Annotated in this window: 18 protein-coding genes and 1 riboswitch; of the genes, 6 read left to right on the top strand and 12 right to left on the bottom strand. The window is 51.8% G+C overall.

Features of this window, described 5'->3' with window-relative positions; genetic code table 11:
* Positions 1 to 12: 12 nt before the first annotated feature.
* Together ACFVVF_RS00415 and ACFVVF_RS00410 are read right to left on the bottom strand one after the other, a co-directional pair.
* A complete protein-coding gene (locus ACFVVF_RS00415) occupies positions 13 to 2187 on the bottom strand; it encodes an acyltransferase family protein (RefSeq protein WP_387804381.1) in 2175 nt (724 codons plus the stop codon).
* A 284-nt stretch (positions 2188 to 2471) separates the two neighbouring features.
* Positions 2472 to 2681: a hypothetical protein gene (locus tag ACFVVF_RS00410; RefSeq protein ID WP_387804379.1), complete on the bottom strand. Its 210-nt coding sequence runs from the start codon at positions 2679 to 2681 to the stop codon at positions 2472 to 2474.
* Between the two features lie 3 nt (positions 2682 to 2684).
* Here ACFVVF_RS00410 and ACFVVF_RS00405 point away from each other — a divergent pair, with 3 nt between their 5' ends.
* The 4 genes from ACFVVF_RS00405 (at position 2685) to ACFVVF_RS00390 (ending at position 5249) form a co-directional block, all read left to right on the top strand.
* Positions 2685 to 3791, top strand: coding sequence for a response regulator (locus ACFVVF_RS00405; protein WP_387804378.1), 1107 nt, complete (start codon positions 2685 to 2687; stop codon positions 3789 to 3791).
* 83 nt (positions 3792 to 3874) lie between these two features.
* Complete coding sequence (locus ACFVVF_RS00400; protein ID WP_042160343.1) at positions 3875 to 4243, top strand: response regulator; 369 nt, start codon at positions 3875 to 3877, stop codon at positions 4241 to 4243.
* Between the two features lie 58 nt (positions 4244 to 4301).
* The gene (locus ACFVVF_RS00395) at positions 4302 to 4829 is read left to right on the top strand and encodes a CcdC protein domain-containing protein (protein ID WP_387804376.1); all 528 of its coding nucleotides are present in this window, start codon (positions 4302 to 4304) and stop codon (positions 4827 to 4829) included.
* 81 nt (positions 4830 to 4910) lie between these two features.
* A complete protein-coding gene (locus tag ACFVVF_RS00390) occupies positions 4911 to 5249 on the top strand; it encodes a L,D-transpeptidase (RefSeq protein WP_042160341.1) in 339 nt (112 codons plus the stop codon).
* A gap of 167 nt (positions 5250 to 5416) precedes the next feature.
* Here ACFVVF_RS00390 and ACFVVF_RS00385 read toward each other — a convergent pair whose 3' ends face one another.
* The 7 genes from ACFVVF_RS00385 to ACFVVF_RS00355 all read right to left on the bottom strand — a co-directional run bounded on the left by ACFVVF_RS00385 (position 5417) and on the right by ACFVVF_RS00355 (position 11408).
* A complete protein-coding gene (locus ACFVVF_RS00385) occupies positions 5417 to 6199 on the bottom strand; it encodes a glucosaminidase domain-containing protein (RefSeq protein ID WP_387804374.1) in 783 nt (260 codons plus the stop codon).
* Between the two features lie 25 nt (positions 6200 to 6224).
* Positions 6225 to 7406, bottom strand: a complete 1182-nt coding sequence (locus tag ACFVVF_RS00380; RefSeq protein WP_387804372.1) for a glycosyltransferase — start codon at positions 7404 to 7406, stop codon at positions 6225 to 6227.
* A 206-nt stretch (positions 7407 to 7612) separates the two neighbouring features.
* Positions 7613 to 8428, bottom strand: a complete 816-nt coding sequence (locus ACFVVF_RS00375; RefSeq protein ID WP_387804370.1) for a TatD family hydrolase — start codon at positions 8426 to 8428, stop codon at positions 7613 to 7615.
* A gap of 47 nt (positions 8429 to 8475) precedes the next feature.
* Entirely contained in the window at positions 8476 to 9249 is a 774-nt protein-coding gene (locus ACFVVF_RS00370; protein WP_387804368.1) for an ABC transporter ATP-binding protein, read from the bottom strand.
* On the bottom strand, positions 9249 to 10028 hold the full coding sequence (locus ACFVVF_RS00365; RefSeq protein ID WP_387804366.1) for an ABC transporter permease: 780 nt from the start codon (positions 10026 to 10028) through the stop codon (positions 9249 to 9251). The genes ACFVVF_RS00370 and ACFVVF_RS00365 overlap by 1 nt, the downstream gene beginning before the upstream one ends.
* The gene (locus ACFVVF_RS00360) at positions 10018 to 10320 is read right to left on the bottom strand and encodes a thiamine-binding protein (RefSeq protein WP_387804364.1); all 303 of its coding nucleotides are present in this window, start codon (positions 10318 to 10320) and stop codon (positions 10018 to 10020) included. The genes ACFVVF_RS00365 and ACFVVF_RS00360 overlap by 11 nt, the downstream gene beginning before the upstream one ends.
* A 59-nt stretch (positions 10321 to 10379) precedes the next feature.
* On the bottom strand, positions 10380 to 11408 hold the full coding sequence (locus tag ACFVVF_RS00355) for an ABC transporter substrate-binding protein (protein ID WP_387804362.1): 1029 nt from the start codon (positions 11406 to 11408) through the stop codon (positions 10380 to 10382).
* 147 nt (positions 11409 to 11555) lie between these two features.
* Positions 11556 to 11667: riboswitch (TPP riboswitch) on the bottom strand.
* 197 nt (positions 11668 to 11864) lie between these two features.
* Between ACFVVF_RS00355 and ACFVVF_RS00350 the strand changes: the two genes are divergently transcribed.
* Positions 11865 to 13199 carry a glycosyltransferase family 4 protein gene (locus tag ACFVVF_RS00350; protein ID WP_387804360.1) on the top strand — a complete coding sequence of 445 codons (1335 nt, stop codon included), beginning with the start codon at positions 11865 to 11867 and terminating at the stop codon, positions 13197 to 13199.
* 67 nt (positions 13200 to 13266) lie between these two features.
* Here the strand turns inward: ACFVVF_RS00350 and ACFVVF_RS00345 are convergent, their stop codons facing one another.
* Both ACFVVF_RS00345 and ACFVVF_RS00340 read right to left on the bottom strand, forming a co-directional pair.
* Entirely contained in the window at positions 13267 to 14220 is a 954-nt protein-coding gene (locus ACFVVF_RS00345; protein WP_387804359.1) for a GDP-mannose 4,6-dehydratase, read from the bottom strand.
* Positions 14217 to 15266, bottom strand: coding sequence for a mannose-1-phosphate guanylyltransferase (locus ACFVVF_RS00340; RefSeq protein ID WP_387804357.1), 1050 nt, complete (start codon positions 15264 to 15266; stop codon positions 14217 to 14219). The genes ACFVVF_RS00345 and ACFVVF_RS00340 overlap by 4 nt, the downstream gene beginning before the upstream one ends.
* A gap of 290 nt (positions 15267 to 15556) precedes the next feature.
* On the opposite strand from ACFVVF_RS00340, the gene ACFVVF_RS00335 reads away from it, so the two are divergent.
* Positions 15557 to 16126 (top strand): hypothetical protein, encoded by a 570-nt coding sequence (locus tag ACFVVF_RS00335; protein WP_387804356.1) that lies wholly within the window; start codon positions 15557 to 15559, stop codon positions 16124 to 16126.
* Between the two features lie 87 nt (positions 16127 to 16213).
* On the opposite strand, the gene ACFVVF_RS00330 is transcribed toward ACFVVF_RS00335, so the two are convergent.
* Positions 16214 to 17272: a GT-D fold domain-containing protein gene (locus ACFVVF_RS00330; protein WP_387804354.1), complete on the bottom strand. Its 1059-nt coding sequence runs from the start codon at positions 17270 to 17272 to the stop codon at positions 16214 to 16216.
* Between the last annotated feature and the right edge of the window lie 3 nt (positions 17273 to 17275).

The raw sequence follows: 17275 nt of genomic DNA, 5'->3' as shown, positions 1-17275 counted from the left end.
CTCATTTCCCTGCTATCCATCAAGCGCCTTCGCTACCATCGCCGCATACGCCTTGGCTCCTGCCTTTTTGAGATGAACGCCATCATCGCCAAAGTAATCCTTCTTGTCTTCGCTTGCCGCAAACCAATCAATTAGGGAAACGTTGCTTTTGTCTTCTGAGAAATCACCAATCATCTCATTAACTTTGTTTTGCCAGTCACGCGGCACCCGTGTATTGACGAGAAAAACCTTGCGCTCCTTGCCAATGGCGTCCAGAAGAGACATCAGCTGTTTTTTGGTAAACGCTCCATTCGTTCCAAGCTCGATAACGACGGTGCTGCCAAGTTTGCTATCCTTCTTCAACTGCTCGACAAGCGTGATCGCCTGCTTCATTTGTCTGCCTACCTTGCCGTCTATTTGGATGCCCGGCACCAGCTTCTCCAAATAAGGAGCTGCGTCCAAAATAACCGAATCGCCTATGACCGTGATGCCATCCGCCGGATTCCCTACAGAGCCCGCAGATGTTGAGCTCTTAGCTCCAGATGATGCCGCAGGTTTTGGATTAGACGATGCGGGTGATGTTGTCTTAGATGCTGGCAATGTTGTCTTAGGAGCAGATGCTCCCTTCGGAGATGGCGTCGTCATAGTTGAAGGCGTTGCTTTTAGACCTGATGATGGTGGTGATGCTGGTTTATTAGATCCTGTCACTGACATTCCTGCCGCTGGCGTCTGTTCACCTTGTTCTCCTTGCGATCCTTGCGATGCTTGCGTTCCTCCTGTAGCAGCCGTCCCTTCTGAAGCTGCCTCTCCATTCGGCTGCCCATTTCCCTGTGACGACGCTGCCGGTGTCAGCGACGGGTCCAACGCCCCCTCCGTCGCCTCGCTCTCGCCAGGCGGCACCACCCCCGGCCCCAGCGGCAAGCCTTCCTCTCCTAAATCCGCTGACTCTCCCTGCTGGTCGGAAGCCAGCCCCGCCACTGCCGCATTGACTTTAATACCGCCGGGCAGGCTTGAGTAAGCGACCAGGCAGCCGCCGAGCACAACCAGCGCCATTATGGCTGCCAATGATTCTCTTCCCAGACGATTAAAGCCGCTTTTTTCCCGGAAGCCGTGAATCAGACTGCCAAATTCATTTTGACGGATCGGCACCTCAACGTACCGGTAAGAAAGCTCGGCTAGAGCCAGAGTAGCCGCCAGCTGAAGCAAGGCTCTAAGCGGATGAAATTCCTGCGCCTCGGCAAGCGGCGTCGACAAAGCAATTATAGGAAAATGATATAAATAAATGCCGTAGGACCGAACGCCAATCCAGCGGAGCGGCCTGCTCCCGAACAGAACGGATAACCGGCTGGCCGGGTGCGCCAGCACCGCCGTAGCTGCAGCCGTCGCGATCGCTACCAGCAGCATGCCGCCTCTGTACAGCCAATCGTCATATTGTCCGACGCTGGCGATAAAGTACGCGATAACGAGCAGGCTAACTACACCAATAGCGTCCACCATTCTCCTGTCTCCACGGTTTAGCGTCTCTGACAGTCGCCCGCTTGGGCACATGACGGCAAGTGCTGCTCCAATCAACAAAGCAAAGGCTCTCGTATCCGTCCCATAATAAACTCTGCTTGGATCCTCTCCCGGCTGATAGAGCAGCGCCATCAGAAGCGCCGAGCAAGCCGCAGCGCCAAGCAGCCACAGTGCCAGCTTTCCTCTCTGCGGTACAAAGCGAAGCAGAAGCACGAGAACTAAAGGCCATACCAGATAAAACTGTTCTTCCACCGCCAGCGACCAGATATGGCCAAATGGCGATGGCGGTCCAAAGCGTTCAAAGTAAGAGACATTCTGAAAAATCATTTGCCAATTGTATACGTAGGTAAGCGAAGAAAGCAGTTCTCCCCTTAAGGAATGAAATCGCCCCGTATCCGTAATGACGAGCCATAATGAGACGGCTGCAATCATCAGCAGCATCGCTGGCAGCAATCTTCTTGCCCGCCTTATCCAGAAGGACTTCAAATCAAATCGTCCGTGATTGGCCCGCTGCATGAATAAAATATCAGTAATCAAATAACCGGAGAGAACGAAAAACACCGTCACGCCCATTAGCCCTCCGGGCATTCCAGGCAGATGCAGATGATAAGCGATAACAGCAAGCACAGCAATGGCGCGCAAACCATCCAGTCCCGGCATGTAACGTCTGCTCGCGCGGGTTGAATCCGGCATCTCAAGCTGCCTCCTCTTTCTCCGATTCCGGCTCTACAAGGGTCGATATCGTACCAGACGTGTTACACTTCGGATTAAGTTGCGGATTCTCCTGCATGCTGCGAAAAATCGTTTTCGACATGAGAAAAGGAAATTGCTGCTAGATGTCGAACTAAGTTTGGTTGTGGCGAAAAAGACATTTTATTTGACTAAGCCAGCCTTGCCATTCTGAAACAATAACGATAAGCTATTGCTGAAATGTCCGACTGCTGAAGCGTGGAAGATGATGCCGGGCAAAAGCTGCATCAATGAATAGATGCATCATTGTAATACTCTATTGCCGGGCAATTGTTATATGCCATCATATTGCCGGCTGCTTGTCCGCTCCTGTCTTCCTTGCCTTTTACGAAAACTTCATTTAATAGAAATAACATTACGAATAAAGTGGTGAACCCTCTATGATTCGGGCCATATTGGTAGACGACGAACGGCTCGCTCTGCAGCAGTTGATTCATTTAATGAAAGATTGGGACAATATTGAGGTGATCGCCTCCTATACCGAACCTTTACAAGCTATTAAAGAAGCCTCGGTTCAAAAGCCGGATGTCGTTTTTCTCGATATCAACATGCCGGAGCTGAACGGCCTGCAAGCCGCTGAACTCATTCAGAGCGCCTATCCAGCCGCGGATATCGTGTTCATTACCGCACATGACGATTTTGCGCTGGAAGCATTCGATGTCAATGCACTGGACTATGTTCTGAAGCCGATTCACCGGGCAAGGCTCGCGAAGACGATACAGCGGCTGGAGAAAAGATACTCCGTCGTCATGCAGAGGCCAGCGGTTCAGCCTAGTCCCCCGGCAGACCGTCCTGTTGTCCACTGCTTGCAGTCCTTGCGCTATACTGCCGCACTTCATCAGACGACTGCTGTGTTCAAATGGAGGACGTCCAAAGCGCAGGAGCTGTTCGCCTACCTGCTGCACCACCGGGAACGGTTTGTCAGCAAGGACGCCTTGCTGGAGCTGCTGTGGCCGGGCGATGATTTGAAAAAAGCGTCGACGCATCTCTATACGACGGTCTACCAGGTCAGACAGTGCTTAAAGCAAGCCGACCTTCCCATCGAAATCGGCAATATTAGCGGCGGCGAAGGCTACGTGCTGCATCTTGGTGAAGCGGGCAATGACGCCGACCTTTGGGAAAAAGGAATCAATGAGCTGCCGCCGCTCCAAGCCTCCAATTGCAGCCAGCATCAAAGCTGGTTCGATTATTATGAAGGCGATTATTTTGGCGGTTACGATTATATGTGGGCAGAGAGCGAACGGCAGCGGCTTCGCACCGTATGGCTGCATCATGCGATGCAGTTAGCTTCCTTTTATGCGGACAGCAGCCAGCAGATTCAGGCACTGAAAGTGTACAAACGGATCGTTGCCCTGCAGCCGTATTATGAGGAAGCCCATTTCGGGCTCATGAAGCTGCATGACCGCAATGGCGAGAGATGGGCTGTAGAAGAGCAGTACCGTTCCTTGCAAAAGCTGATGGAGGAAGAGCTGGGCATCGATATACCCGAGCATATTCAGCAGTGGCATCAATCCTGGATCACCCGCAACGGACGAATTGAAACTTAATCCTCTCCATTTGTTCAGATAATGTTCAGATATTGTTCAGACATTCCCATTACTCTTAGTTTTGAACAAAGGAGGAATTTGGAATGGAAGAATTGAAAGTAATGATTGTAGACGATGCGGCCTTTATGCGGAAAACGCTGCGGGCAATCATCGAAAATATAGGTCATCAGGTTATTGCGGAGGCAGAGAACGGCGTGGAAGCAATCCGGCTGTTCAAGCTGCTGCAGCCTGATCTCATTACGATGGACATTACGATGCCGGAGATGGACGGAATAAGCGCAGTCAAAGAAATCAAAGCCATTAGCTCTGATATCAAAATCATTATGTGCTCCGCCATGGGCCAGCGCGCGCTCATTATCGAAGCACTGCAGGCCGGAGCCAATGACTTTATCGTCAAGCCGTTTCACTCAGACCGGATCGCTCATGCGATTGAAGACTTGATGTCCAGGTAATTTTATATAATAAAATAGAAATCATATTTTGTATAAACTATCTAGGAGTGATCGACGGGTGGAATTACTGACTCATTACGCGGTTCCGGTTCTAATCGTTTTTTTCTTCCTGTACCGCAGATTCAAACGTACGGTAGGCTTCCAGCCTTACAATCCGAGAAAGCTGAAAATCAGAATCGGCATTTTTGCCGTTATCGGCATCCTGTTGTTGACCGCCGGCTTTGCTAAGCCGCAGTTGTTCGCTTTTGATGCGATTGGTTTAGCGCTAGGTGCGGTTATCGTTTATTTTGCAATCAAGCATTCACGGTTTGAGCAGCGGGAAAATACGCTCTATTTCCGTACACATATTGCCATTGAAGCTTTCGTCGTCGCTTTGTTTGTCGGCAGAATCGCTTACCGCTTCTTGATTACGTTCACGAGCGGAGGCAATGCAGCACAGACGGCAGTAAATGATAATGCCGTGCAAATGCAGCAGTTCGCAGGCGACCCTTGGACCGCACTCGTCTTTTACATTCTGGTCACTTACTACATCGGCTTCTACCTATTCGTTCTTCGCAACAGCGCCAAGCTGACAACTGCTTCCTAGCCATATCCGCTAGCGCCGTGTCCGGGCGTCCTCCCCTCACATACAGTGATATCGACCTACATGCAAAGGGGTGAGGCTGTCATGCCTGCTTATCGCATAATCGTCGATTTGTCAGACCGAACACTTTATTTGCTGGACAGCGATATCGTCGTCCGTGCCTTTCCCGTCGGTATCGGCCGAATGGTTACAGAGACGCCTACGGGCGAATTTATGATTATCAACAAGCAACCCAATCCCGGCGGACCGTTCGGAGCGTTCTGGATGGGCCTGTCCAAGCCGCATTATGGCATACATGGCACGAACGATCCTTCGTCCATCGGACATTTAGTGTCTCACGGATGCATTCGCATGTATAACGAAGATGTCGTTGCCTTGTCGCAAATCGTCCCCATCCATACACGGGTTACGATCCGGCCTTGATTCATTTGCCGCCCGCAATTATAGCCGGGGTGCAGTATTCTATACTAGGTTGTACAAAAGAAACCGTTTTCTCGCAGATGGCAGATGGAATCTCCATTTCACGAAAAAACGGTTTCTTATTATTTTTCAATATACGATTTCGAGGCTCAGCCGCACAGCAGCCACCCTTATTTCTTAAGTGTGACAGTGCCCGTAGACTGTTCCCAGATCGTCTGCAGGCCAAGTGCCGCTGCCAGCTCCCTAACAGGCACATATCCGGTGCGCACATCCAGCACCGTCTCAATCGTCTTGCCGTTAACAGTTGCCTGTGTTCCCGTCCAGCCTACTTCGCCTCCGAGCGATTCGCCAAGCGATCTGGCTGGTACCCAGACTGTTCCTCCAGGCTGCTTCCGGCCTATCGCCGCCACAAGCCCATTCACGAGAATTGGAGCCGCCGGTGACTTCTGAAAGGCGCCTCCGTCCGAAGGAGCCGCAGGGTCAGGTGCAGCGGAAGCCGCATCATGGCTGCGCAGCCCGTACTGCTGAATAATCGCGATCAACTTCTTTTCATAAGCCGGGTCGGTTGCATAGCCGCACTCCCGGAGCATTTGCGCTTGAAGCTCAGGCGTACTCGCAGACCGGACGCGAGAATAGCGGGACGTCGCCAGCAGCAGCTCTTGGTCTTTCATATAATGATAGACACTGCTATATGCACGGAATGCAGCTTTAACGTCGACGTTCCTGCCATCGACATGTTCCCAGGTTCCTTTTACGATAGCCTGCCCTTGCCAATAAGCGTTCGGTTTTCCTCCGCCAACTTTAATACCTCCGAGATTGTACCAGGAAGGTATGACGCCACCGGTCTCCAGCAAGCATTGCGCAAGCCGCACAGACGGAAACAGAACCCCTCCTTCTCTGCGCAATTGAACAACGGTAGGCGCAAGCGCTTCTATAAATTGTTTTCTTGTCATGGGAGCCATGATGAACGAACACCTCTTAATTTGACAATCTCAACACATTAGCAATAACAAGGCCGTATTCTGCGGCAACATCGGACCACCTTCGCTGCAGGACAGCGTTAAGCTCCTGCTTTTGCCGTTCCACCACTGACGGGTCCGCACGCCATAGCTTGGAAATTGCCGCCTGCATCTCCGCTAAGGAATATGGATCAAAGTCGTTAAAGCTGTTCATATCACTTACCAGCTCCGTCGTGACCGGAATCCGGCTCACAGCAAGCGGTGTATTCATCGTCAATGATTCTAAGATCGGAAAAGGCAGACTGCCCTCGAACAGTGTAGGCACGATCGTACCTTTGGCATAGCGGTACAGGCTGGGCAAATCATGCGAAGGAATACGTCCGATAAAGCGTACGCTGCTTCGATGTGCCACAATGCTGCAGCTCTGTACCAGCCTTTCGATCTCACCGCCTAGCGGATGGTTTTGCGCATGATCGGTAAAAACCAGCTGCAAATTCGACCGTCTCCCTTCTCGTGTATGAAGGAAATTCAAGAAGGCTTGCGCAAGCCGATAATGATTTTTATGATCGCGCACGGCGGACGGGAACAAGAAATAAGGCTGCATCAAGTTATATTTTTGGCGAAATCTCCTTTCCGAAAGCATGCCGAACAACTGAAATTCCTCTACGGGAGCCGAAGTACGGATAAGTGCCGTCTTCCATCTCGGCAGCCCCATCCCTTCCAGACCGTCATATTGCAAAATATAGTTCGAATTGAATATGACTGCCGCTGCGCGCTGGCACATCAAGGGTGCCAGAAGCTCTAGGCGAGCGCATGCTTCGGGGTATTTGCTCCGGTATATTTCACTCAGATAGGGATGCCGGTAGACAAGATCATGCAGACAAAGCAAAAAAGGTTTGCTTAGCTGAAGCGCATTATCCAGGCTTACATATGGCACGATCCAAATATCGACGTTCGCCCTCCGGTTCAAATCACGTACATGCGTAAACTTAATAAGCTCAAGATTAACGCCGTAACTGCGCTGCAATGGCTGCAGCACTCGTTCCAGCTCGTCATAATTGCAAGGTTGGACAGCGACTTTCATCTGATAGACCCGCTTCGATAGCAGTCCTTCTATTAAACGGAAGAAATATCTGCCGATTCCTTCCTGATCGAAAGAGGTGACGAAGGAGTAACCCCAAAATACTCCGATTGATACCATTGCTACCCTCCTTGCCTTCATTCCCCTGTGTATTCTATAGCATATTGCCACCATCTAAAAACGTACCAGCTTGACCTAGGCAGGCGTTCGGTTTCAAAAGAAATAGACGGGGGCAGGAGGACAAATTCCTGATAGCCATAAAAAAAGATTCAAATCGGAGCCTGCCGGCACCGCTTTGAATCCTCTCTATTATCGTTCTATCAGCTCTATACAGCAGAAGCTGCCAAGCCGTAAAATCTCCGCGTATTGTCGCGCAGCGTCCGTACTGTCTCTTCAACCGACAAGCCTTTGATTGCTGCAATCTCTGCCGCAACAGACGCGATCATTTCCGGTTCTGTTTGCTTGCCGGCATGATCGCCTTCGAACGGCCACGGGCCGTCGGTCTCTGCCATTAACAGCTCCAGCGGATAACGGCGGACAAGCGATTGAATTTCCTCCTCGTACCCGACATCGGGCGTGATCGAAACATAGAAGCCGGATGCAATCATGAGGGCTATAGTCGCCTCATCACCCTTGAACCAGTGAAAATGAGCTCTCCGTACGCTGTGGCGCTGAATGATTTCGATCGCTTTAGCTGCGTCCTCATATACGGCATGGAGGATAAGCGGGCGATCCAGCTCTGCTGCAAATGCCGCAAATCGGTCAAGTAAAGCCAAATAAGGCGTTTCATCGAAAGGCTTGCCCTCTGCCTCGCCTTCCGTTCGCGTATAATAAGGCAAGCCGACCTCGCCAATGGCAAAATCTTCTCCTTCTTCGCTGCGCTCACGAATCCACGCGAACAATGCGTCCAGCTCCGCAGCCTCCGGCAAAGGCTGTTCAGGGTGAAAGCCGTATGCCGGATGGACGATGCCCGGATTGCGGAAGGCCAGCTCCCGGTTGGCTTCGCACGACACCTTATGCATAGATACGGCAATTACCGCCTCCACACCGTTGGCGACTGCGCGATCCAACAGCGGCTGCTGCTCACCCGCCGGGTAGGAGTCAAGATGGATATGGGCATCAATGCCGATTGATTGGACCATGCGGGATCATTTCCTTTCCTGCTTCCATAGTAATAATTGTAATGGGTCTACACGGTAGGCTGATGAAGCTGCTCATAGATCCGCTGTTTCAGCACATTGAATTCAGGATCCGTCCATAACGATTCCTTGCGCGGTCTCGCGAATGGAACGGCGATTTCATCTACGATAACTGCAGGAGCAGCCGACAAGACGATAATCCGATCGGATAACAGCAGCGCTTCTTCTATGCTATGGGTTACCAGCAGCACGGAGCGGCGATTAGCTTCCCAGATCGCTAGCAGCCACTGCTGCATCTGCTGGCGGGTGAGCGCATCCAGCGCGCCAAACGGCTCATCCAGCAGCATGAATGGCTGGGGGGACAGAAGTGCGCGCAGAAACGAAATACGCTGCTGCATCCCTCCAGATAAAGCATGCGGATAAGAATCGGCATACGCATCCAATTCGATACGCTTCAGCCAATCCATCGCTTTGTCCTTCGCCTGCTTGCGGTCAATGCCTGCGATTTGCAGTGCCAGCTCAATATTGCCTCTGACGGTGAGCCAAGGCATAAGCGAAGCTTGCTGGGGCATGTACGCAATATGACCGCGTTGGCCTGTCGTATTGCGCCCGTCCATCCAGATCTCGCCGCCGCTCAGCGGCGCTAGACCGCCAATTAATTGAAACAGCGTCGTCTTGCCGCTGCCGGAAGGTCCGATGATCGAGACGAATTCGCCGTCCTGCACCGTCAGCGATATCCCGCCAAGCACCTCCTTGGCTCCGCCCCGGCTCACAAAGCTTTTTCGTACATCCTTTAGTTCAAGCGCCCATTGTGCCTTGCTCATTAGACTTTCTTCGCCTCCTTCGCCGACCGCCAGCGGACGACAAGCTTTTCAGCCAAAACAACTAAGCCGAATAGCGCTAAACTTAGCGCGACAATAAGAAACACCGAGGCAAAAACGCTGGCAGCCTTGTAGCCCTTGGAGGAGAGAAGCATGAAATGGCCAAGCCCTTTCTCAGCGCCAATCCACTCCGCGACTACCGCACTGAGAACGGCATAAGTAGCTGCGATTTTCAGCCCGGAAAACAAATGCGTTACGGCATTCGGCAGTTCCAGCCGCCAAAATTGCTGCTGCCTCGAAGCGCCGATCATACGCATGTAATTGCGCAGCACCGGATCGGTATCGTTAAGGCCCGACAGCATAGCAACTGATACCGGAAAAAAACAAACAATCCAGACAAGAATGAGCTTTGGCAAAATGCCATAGCCCAGCCATATCGTCAGAATAGGTCCGATGGCAACGACCGGCACGTTCTGGGACAACACCAGTAAAGGATAAAATGCTCTTCGTGCTCCTGGGATGAGATGCAGCAAAGCGGCGAGCGCAAAACCCGCCGCCGCGCCCCCTGCAAAGCCGATCAGCGCAAGCTGCACTGTCGCTCCGGTGTGGAGCATCAGCCGGGGCCATATAGCAATGGCCTCCGATACGATGGCAGAGGGAGCCGGAAGCTTCCACTCCGGCACCCCTCCCCATACGACAGCCCCTTCCCATACCGCAAGCAGTACCGCGATAACGAGTACAGGCGGATAGATTGATCGCCAGCCCGATTTACTATTGTCCATCCGGATATTTCTCCAGCAGCCTTCCCATCGAAGCGCCGTTCGCCGGGTTGTAATAAATCTTAACTTGCGAAATAACAGACGGACAGCCAAGTTCAGCCATCGCTTCGCTCATTTGCTGCACAATGCCAAGCAATTGTCCCAGTTCGCCTTCCATCGTCGTCTCCAGCGGAGCTACCCGGTAAGGGACTCCCGATGCTTTAATAATCTCGATCGCCCGGTCTACATAAGGATAAACGCTTTGTCCTTCCGGTGTTGTCGGTAAAATTTGAATGCTGACCAATGCGTTTGCCATGTTCCTATCCCCTTGTCCATTATTTTCTCCGTTACTCCCTCTCCTCACGGAGCCAATCCTTATTTCGGCAAAAATTCGTTAGTGAATGCCTTATCGGCTTCAAGCTCTTTGTCCAGCAGCTTATGATCAAACATCCATTTGGCGTAGTTGTCCCATACTTCCAGCTTCTGCTCGCCCCAGCGCGGTGCGTCATCCTTATATTTTGGACTCAGCCACTTCTGGCTCGCGCGTACCAGCTCTGCATTCAAGTCCGGCTCCGCTTTGATGAGCACTTCAGCAGCATCCTCCGGATGGTCAATTGCAAATTGATAACCCTCAGCCGCACCTGCGACGAAAGCTTTAACGAGTTCCGGCTGCTCCGCAATCAGCTTCTCGTTTGCAGTCAATATTGGCGTATAGTAATCCAGCTTATCGCTATAGTCCGTCAAGTACACCATGTTCAGCTTCTCTCCGCGAAGCTCCGCTTCAACACCCGTCCATGCGTAGAAAATCCATGCGAAGTCAATGTCGCGCTTAACGGCTGTGAAGAAGTCGCTATCGCCAATGCTCAAGATTTTCACCTTGGATACATCAGCTTGCTCCTCCTGCATAATGGATTCGATAACGGCCGCTTCCACTGGAGCGCCCCATCCTCCGTAAGTTTTTCCTTCGAATTTCTTCGGCGAATCGATGCCTTTATCTGCCGGCGAGGCAAATCCCGATGTATTGTGCTGAATGACCGCCGCTACCGATACGATCGGCAAGCCGGCAATTCGCGCCATCGTAAGCGATTCTTGGTAGCTGACGCCGAATTCCGCTTTGCCGGAAGCGATCATTTTATCAGCGCCGTCCTGGCCAGGCTGAATGATCGTGACGTCAAGTCCATGATTTTTGAAAAAGCCTTTGTCCCGTGCAACATACAGCCCGGTATGATTCGTATTCGGCGTCCAGTCGAGTACGACCGTTACCTTTTTCAAATCGCCGCCTGTATTGCCGTTCGCTCCTGAGCCGGCTTCGTTATTTTTTGCGGCTCCGCAGCCTGCCAGCACCAGCATTGCTGCAAGCAGTGCAACTGCCGACCTCCATATTGCTGTTTTTGTTCCCCTCATATCCATTCTCTCCTTTTTTGTCTCTCATCAAATCGTGTAGTCGGGAATGCGGCTAATGATAAAGGAAAGGCGCCCCCCTGATACGGAGGACGCCCATTAGTCGGCTGTTTGACGCATGACGAGAAGAGGCTGAATACGCCTTCTTGCTGCATGATGCGGTACCATTCCTACGCTGGCATTACCCAGATCAGGTTTACGGGTCGGAGTTGACTCGAAACTCCCTCTCAGCCGGCCTCCGCCAGCTCCCCTTAACGATTCAATTGAATTAATAGGCTCATTATAGCAAAGTGGCTGTGAAAAGCCAAGAAAATAACATAATCCGCCCATCTCCCTATGCTTGCCGAAGCGGGACAAATGCCGCTTTTTTAATGAAAAGGGCAAAAGCCTGCCATGGCAGACGTTCCCGTGAATAAACTAGAAGCGAAATGATTTCCGCTCCCCGCAGAGAGGAAGGGAATGATGGATAAACGTTCGAGACGCCGCACTCACAAGAAAAGATCCCGATCGAAAGCAAAATCTTCGAATAAATCGCTCAAGCGTAAAAGACGGACGAAGAGAGTCCGTTCTAGAAGGAAACCGCGGCAAGCGCGAAGACGAAGCCGCAAACGGCTTCGGCGATCCAAAAAACAGCTTACTGCTCAGTCGAATGCCGCAGGAGCACAGCCAGGCTCTCCCCTCTATCCGCAAGGGCTGAACATTGTCGGCTTCGTCCGGGCAGAAATGGGAATCGGAGAATCAGCCAGACTGGCTGCAAGGTCAGCGAATGCTGCCGGCATTCCGTTCGGCTTGCTTGACTATCCGATCAAAGTGTCCTCGAGAATGCTTGATGACAGCTGGTCTCATAAAGAATTAAAAGAACCGCTCTACAATACAAATGTTTTCCATATTAACGCCGATTTCATGGCTCCTGCAATGGAGCATTTCGGACCCTCTCTCGCACAGAACCGGTATAATATCGGCTACTGGCATTGGGAACTGCCGGACTTCCCTGACGAGTATGCGGATGCCTTCAAGCTCGTGCAGGAGATATGGACCTGCAGCCGCTTCGTCGCTGATTCCATTGCGCGGAAATCTCCCGTTCCAGTCATCGCTATTCCGCATGGCGTAACCGTACAGGTGTCCTCCGACTACAATAGGACCCACTTCGGACTGCCAAGCGGACGTTTCCTGTTTCTTATGATGTATGACGCCCAAAGCTCCGCCTCGCGTAAAAACCCTCAAGCGGCTGTCGAGGCATTTAAGCTCGCTTTTGCCAAAAACGACCCTCGGGTCGGGCTCGTACTGAAGCTGAACAATGCCGGCTTCCGCCCGGAGGAATTTGCCCCCATCCGCCAGCTGGCGGCGGAGCATAATAACATCTATCTAATCGACCGCTCGCTATCGCGCCTTGAAGTCAATTCGCTGCTGCAATGCTGTGACAGCTTCGTCTCCTTGCATCGGGCAGAGGGCTTCGGACTCGGATTGGCTGAATCCATGTATCTGGGCAAACCCGTCATCGGTACGAACTGGTCAGGCAATACCGACTTTATGAACAGCACCAATTCCTGTCCCGTCAACTATAAGCTCGTACAGGTCGGGCAAGACTGGGGCCCTTACAAAAGCTATCAAATCTGGGCAGAGCCTGATATCCAGCACGCTGCCGATTATATGAGAACACTGGCGGATGAGCCGCAATGGCGGTCGGCCATCGCAGCCAATGGCAAATATACGATCCGCAACGAGTATTCACCACTGGCAGTCGGCCAGCGCATGAAAGCTAGACTGGCACAGCTCGGTCTGCTTCCCCTCTAAACCAGAAATAGGCCCGGACAGCGTATGAACTTTGTTCCATCGCCGTTCTCGGACCTTTTTTTGGTTGCTATGATAGGATTCCCCGCCAATAGTTCAATAGATCAAGCAAAGTCGATTCGAACGGAATTTCAGGCTGCCAGCCGGTTCTCGCATGAAACTTTGAATAATCGCCGACCACAACCTTCACATCCGATGGCCGCAGGCGTGCAGTATCCTGCTGGATATCGATTTGCGTTGTACTGAAGCCCAGCAGTAAATGCAGGACTTCCCGGACCTCCCGGCCAACTCCGGATGCGATGTTGTATACTTCCCCGGGCTCGCATTTGTCTAACGCTAATCCGTAAGCACGAACGACATCCCTTACATCGGTAAAATCACGCCTGGCTTCCAGGTTGCCGACATAAAGCACGGGCGGCTTAATGCCCCTCTCTATTTCCGCAATCTGCTTGGCGAAATTAGAGGTGACGAACTGTTCGCCTCTCCTTGGCCCGGTATGATTGAACGTCCTGACGCACACGGCGTGCAAACCGTAATTTTTGAAATATTGATAGCCTAAAAAATTTTGCGCGATTTTGCTCACCGCATAAGGGCTTAACGGACGGAGCGGATTCGTTTCCTTAATCGGCACCTCATCCGCCTCGACTTGCCCGTATTCCTCGCTGGAGCAGGCGATTAATATTTTTCCAGAGGGACAATGCTTTCGCATCGCCTCTAATAAATGAACCTGACAGGAGAGATTATTATGAATCGTCTCCATAGGCGCAGCCCAAGAATCCGGAATAAAGCTTTGCGCAGCCAGATGAAAGATGAGGTCCGGCCGAAGCTCCGCAATCATCGCTTCTACGGCAGCATGATCCGTTAGTTCACATTCATACAGCTGCACTTTATCCTGCAGCTGCACGATATGTCGGAGGGAGCTGCTGCTTCGGATCGTACCAGACACCTCGAAACCACCGCCAAGCAGATGCTCGGCCAGATGGCTGCCAGCAAAGCCGTTGATGCCTGTAATTAATGCTTTCATGCCTCACGATCCTCCTGATCGGAATTCATCGCTTCGATGGCTTGCTTCACGTTCTGCTCTTCGCTTTTATGACAGATGAGCAATCCCTCCCCCGTCGATACGATAATCAAATCCTCCACACCGATGACGACGACCTTTTGCTGCTCGGAGTATACGATGCTTCGGCGTGTAGATAGCGGATAGATGCGGCCAAACATCATATTTCCATCATCATCGGTCTCAAATACGCGCTCTAGTGACGTCCATGTGCCGACATCATCCCAAGTAAATTCGATCGGAATTGTATAGAGCAGCTCCAGCTTCTCAATAATCGCGTAATCGATCGAAAGCTTCGGCAGCTGTCTATACGCTTCTTGCAGCGCCGCTCCCTCCTGCCTGAAAATCCGCCACATCTGGGACTGATACCGCTCCATGTAGCCAGCAATGGTAGATGGCCTCCATATAAAAATGCCGCTATTCCAATATATGTTGGAAGACTGTATCAATATTTCTGCTTTTTCCTTGGAAGGCTTCTCGATAAAAGCGGTCACTTCCTTGACCCGGCTGCCGTATTTCTCGTCAGCCGTTGCTTCGGAAGCTTCTATATAACCGTAGCCGGTCTCAGGACGCGTTGGCACAATGCCAAGCGTTACAACGACACCAGTATCTTTTGCAGCCGCCTCAGCAATTCGAAGTGCCTCCATCAGCTCATCCGCATCCGGTATATATTGATCCGACGGAGCTGTAACGATCACATCATCAAGATTCCGCTTCATAAAAAAGTCCGCTGTAAGAGCAATACACGGCGCCGTATCCCGCTGCTCCGGTTCAATAATAAGCTGCTCTACAGGAAGCGCCGGCAATTGCTCCCGGACAATTGACAAGTAATTTTCGCTTACAGCAACGTAGACATCTTCCACGGAAAGCGCACTTCGAAACCGGTCATATGTCATTTGAAGCATCGTGGCGTATTCCGATGTGAGGGCCAGAAATTGTTTCGGCTTATCCGCCGTGCTTCGGGGCCAAAAACGCGTACCCTTGCCCCCCGCCATAATGACTGCCTTCATTGAAGCTCACCTCGAAGCTCTAAACCTACTATTCGTCTTGCTGATTGCATCAAACCGCAGCTCCTCCTCATATAAACGATGCTCTATATTCGAAACGTCATATTAACATCGTATGCTTTGCTAGAGAGAAGCTAATGGACGAATACACCGCGACATTCATAATTAAGGCAAATAACTTGGCCGCAGTCCTGTCTGCGAAAATATACAATTGACTACGGTACAGCTACCGTGGCTCTCTGAATCTATCAGCATATACTTTACTATACCAACCGAAAGGAGTAGATATAAAAATGAGTGAAACAGGATTAACAGGTTTGACCGGTTTAACCGGACTGACTGGCGCTACTGGTGCTACAGGCGCTACTGGCGCTACTGGTGCTACTGGTCCTACCGGTCCTACTGGCGCAACAGGCCCTGCAGGTCCAGGCTCTGCAGCAGTCGGTGCCCAAGGAGTTGTCCCTACCAGCATTCCAACTGCCGATACTGCCGTTACTGCCGTATCGATCGTCGTTCCAGTCACAGCTGCATCGAACCAAGTAATCGTGAGTGGCGTCGTTGACGTGGATATCAGCTTTACAGCTCTTCTCGCAGTTGCGCTTAACCCTACAATTACAGTTGATTTGCTGCAGGACGGTGCAATTGTTGCGACTGTCGCAACTGTAGACCTTCTTGCTGTAACACTGCTTGGACTCTTCTCGATCGAAAGAGCGATACCGGTGACATACTTTAATGGAGGCTTGGCTGCCGGATCGCACACGTATTCGCTGCAAGTAACCATTTCTGGCGTCGTTATCGCGCTCGGAACGACTGCAACAATTACGTACTCGTCTTTGGCGGCTACGATCGGCACAACTCCTTAATAACGGCTTGAAGCTTAGCGAGCGGGAACTCCACTACGAACAAATCGCCCCTTACGGGGCGACTACATAGCTTAACTAATGTAAAACTTAGAAAGGCGCTTCGCCTTTAACGATGGTATCCGCCATATGGCCGAAATCAAGCGCAACCTTCCCCGTAATCCGGGCAAGCTCTTCCGCAATCAGCACCGCAGAAATGCCGGCCGAGACTAAGGCCAGATCAAATAGATGATGCTGTGCTTCGGCTGCTGCTCTCGAAGCATCCGTTACACCATTGACAGGTGTCACCACACCCGCGACCGTCACGCCATAGCTGGACAATACAGGTGCTAATGCATCGGCTTTATTGCCAATCAGGAGCACTCGGCGGCCTTGAAGCAAACGCTGCAAATACCCGCCCTTATACAGCCCGTAATTCACAAGCGAATCGGCAAAAGGCCGGCTTCGAATGTCGATCCCATGCGCCTGCAGCACAGAACCGGCCAGCAGCTGGTAATTGGGCTGCCGCAATACGGGAATGCCGACGATATCCGCTCTTCTGACCGCTTCCCGCAATTGATCGCGAACGGCCAGATTCGGCACTTCCAGGCCGGCATAGGATAAAAAACTGCCTTCCTGCCGTACGGTCTCAATCGGCATAACCGTTTCCTGTGCCATCGCCAGCAGTTCCCCATCACCCAGTCTAACGACTGATAAGGGAGTCTGCTGCTCCAGTGCCAGCGCAATGCGCTCTGCTACCTGCTCGACAGACATCAGCCTGACGAACCTTTCTTGATGAGCAGCTATACCTGCGGCAATTATAGCTTCCAGTGGCGTATCCGGGAGCAAGCAATGAGGCGGCATCATCCGGTCGACGATGGCTTCACCGCCTTCATAACGTCCGTCTGCGGCTCCTTTTTTATAGCCTTGCTGAAATCTTTCCTCATTGCTTGGACCCGTTGCATCTTTCTCGCCGCCCTTGACCAATCCGCTCTCGAAGCCGCTGCCAAACCCTGCCGTATGGCCGCTGTCATATCCTTCGTCATAATGACGCCCATCCGGATGCGGCGGCCGCTGCACAATACGGCGCTTTTTCCGGCTGCCTGCCTGGCGCTTCCGGCGCTTTCGTCCCGTTGCCGCCGTTTTTCTTTTTCTTAACCGAGCTGCCATCGT

Source organism: Paenibacillus sp. NPDC058174, assembly GCF_042883865.1.
Taxonomy (GTDB): Bacteria; Bacillota; Bacilli; order Paenibacillales; family Paenibacillaceae; genus Pristimantibacillus.
This window is presented reverse-complemented; position numbering and strand designations above follow the sequence as displayed.

Coding starts and splice junctions, on each gene's coding strand:
- ACFVVF_RS00360 (WP_387804364.1), bottom strand. CDS start 10,320: ATGGCAAACGCATTGGTCAGCATTCAAATTTTACCGACAACACCGGAA.
- ACFVVF_RS00390 (WP_042160341.1), top strand. CDS start 4,911: ATGCCTGCTTATCGCATAATCGTCGATTTGTCAGACCGAACACTTTAT.
- ACFVVF_RS00380 (WP_387804372.1), bottom strand. CDS start 7,406: ATGGTATCAATCGGAGTATTTTGGGGTTACTCCTTCGTCACCTCTTTC.
- ACFVVF_RS00350 (WP_387804360.1), top strand. CDS start 11,865: ATGATGGATAAACGTTCGAGACGCCGCACTCACAAGAAAAGATCCCGA.
- ACFVVF_RS00340 (WP_387804357.1), bottom strand. CDS start 15,266: ATGAAGGCAGTCATTATGGCGGGGGGCAAGGGTACGCGTTTTTGGCCC.
- ACFVVF_RS00405 (WP_387804378.1), top strand. CDS start 2,685: ATGAAAGATTGGGACAATATTGAGGTGATCGCCTCCTATACCGAACCT.
- ACFVVF_RS00365 (WP_387804366.1), bottom strand. CDS start 10,028: ATGGACAATAGTAAATCGGGCTGGCGATCAATCTATCCGCCTGTACTC.
- ACFVVF_RS00355 (WP_387804362.1), bottom strand. CDS start 11,408: ATGAGGGGAACAAAAACAGCAATATGGAGGTCGGCAGTTGCACTGCTT.
- ACFVVF_RS00385 (WP_387804374.1), bottom strand. CDS start 6,199: ATGACAAGAAAACAATTTATAGAAGCGCTTGCGCCTACCGTTGTTCAA.
- ACFVVF_RS00370 (WP_387804368.1), bottom strand. CDS start 9,249: ATGAGCAAGGCACAATGGGCGCTTGAACTAAAGGATGTACGAAAAAGC.
- ACFVVF_RS00410 (WP_387804379.1), bottom strand. CDS start 2,681: ATGAATCAACTGCTGCAGAGCGAGCCGTTCGTCGTCTACCAATATGGC.
- ACFVVF_RS00345 (WP_387804359.1), bottom strand. CDS start 14,220: ATGAAAGCATTAATTACAGGCATCAACGGCTTTGCTGGCAGCCATCTG.
- ACFVVF_RS00335 (WP_387804356.1), top strand. CDS start 15,557: ATGAGTGAAACAGGATTAACAGGTTTGACCGGTTTAACCGGACTGACT.
- ACFVVF_RS00330 (WP_387804354.1), bottom strand. CDS start 17,272: ATGGCAGCTCGGTTAAGAAAAAGAAAAACGGCGGCAACGGGACGAAAG.
- ACFVVF_RS00400 (WP_042160343.1), top strand. CDS start 3,875: ATGGAAGAATTGAAAGTAATGATTGTAGACGATGCGGCCTTTATGCGG.
- ACFVVF_RS00375 (WP_387804370.1), bottom strand. CDS start 8,428: ATGGTCCAATCAATCGGCATTGATGCCCATATCCATCTTGACTCCTAC.
- ACFVVF_RS00415 (WP_387804381.1), bottom strand. CDS start 2,187: ATGCCGGATTCAACCCGCGCGAGCAGACGTTACATGCCGGGACTGGAT.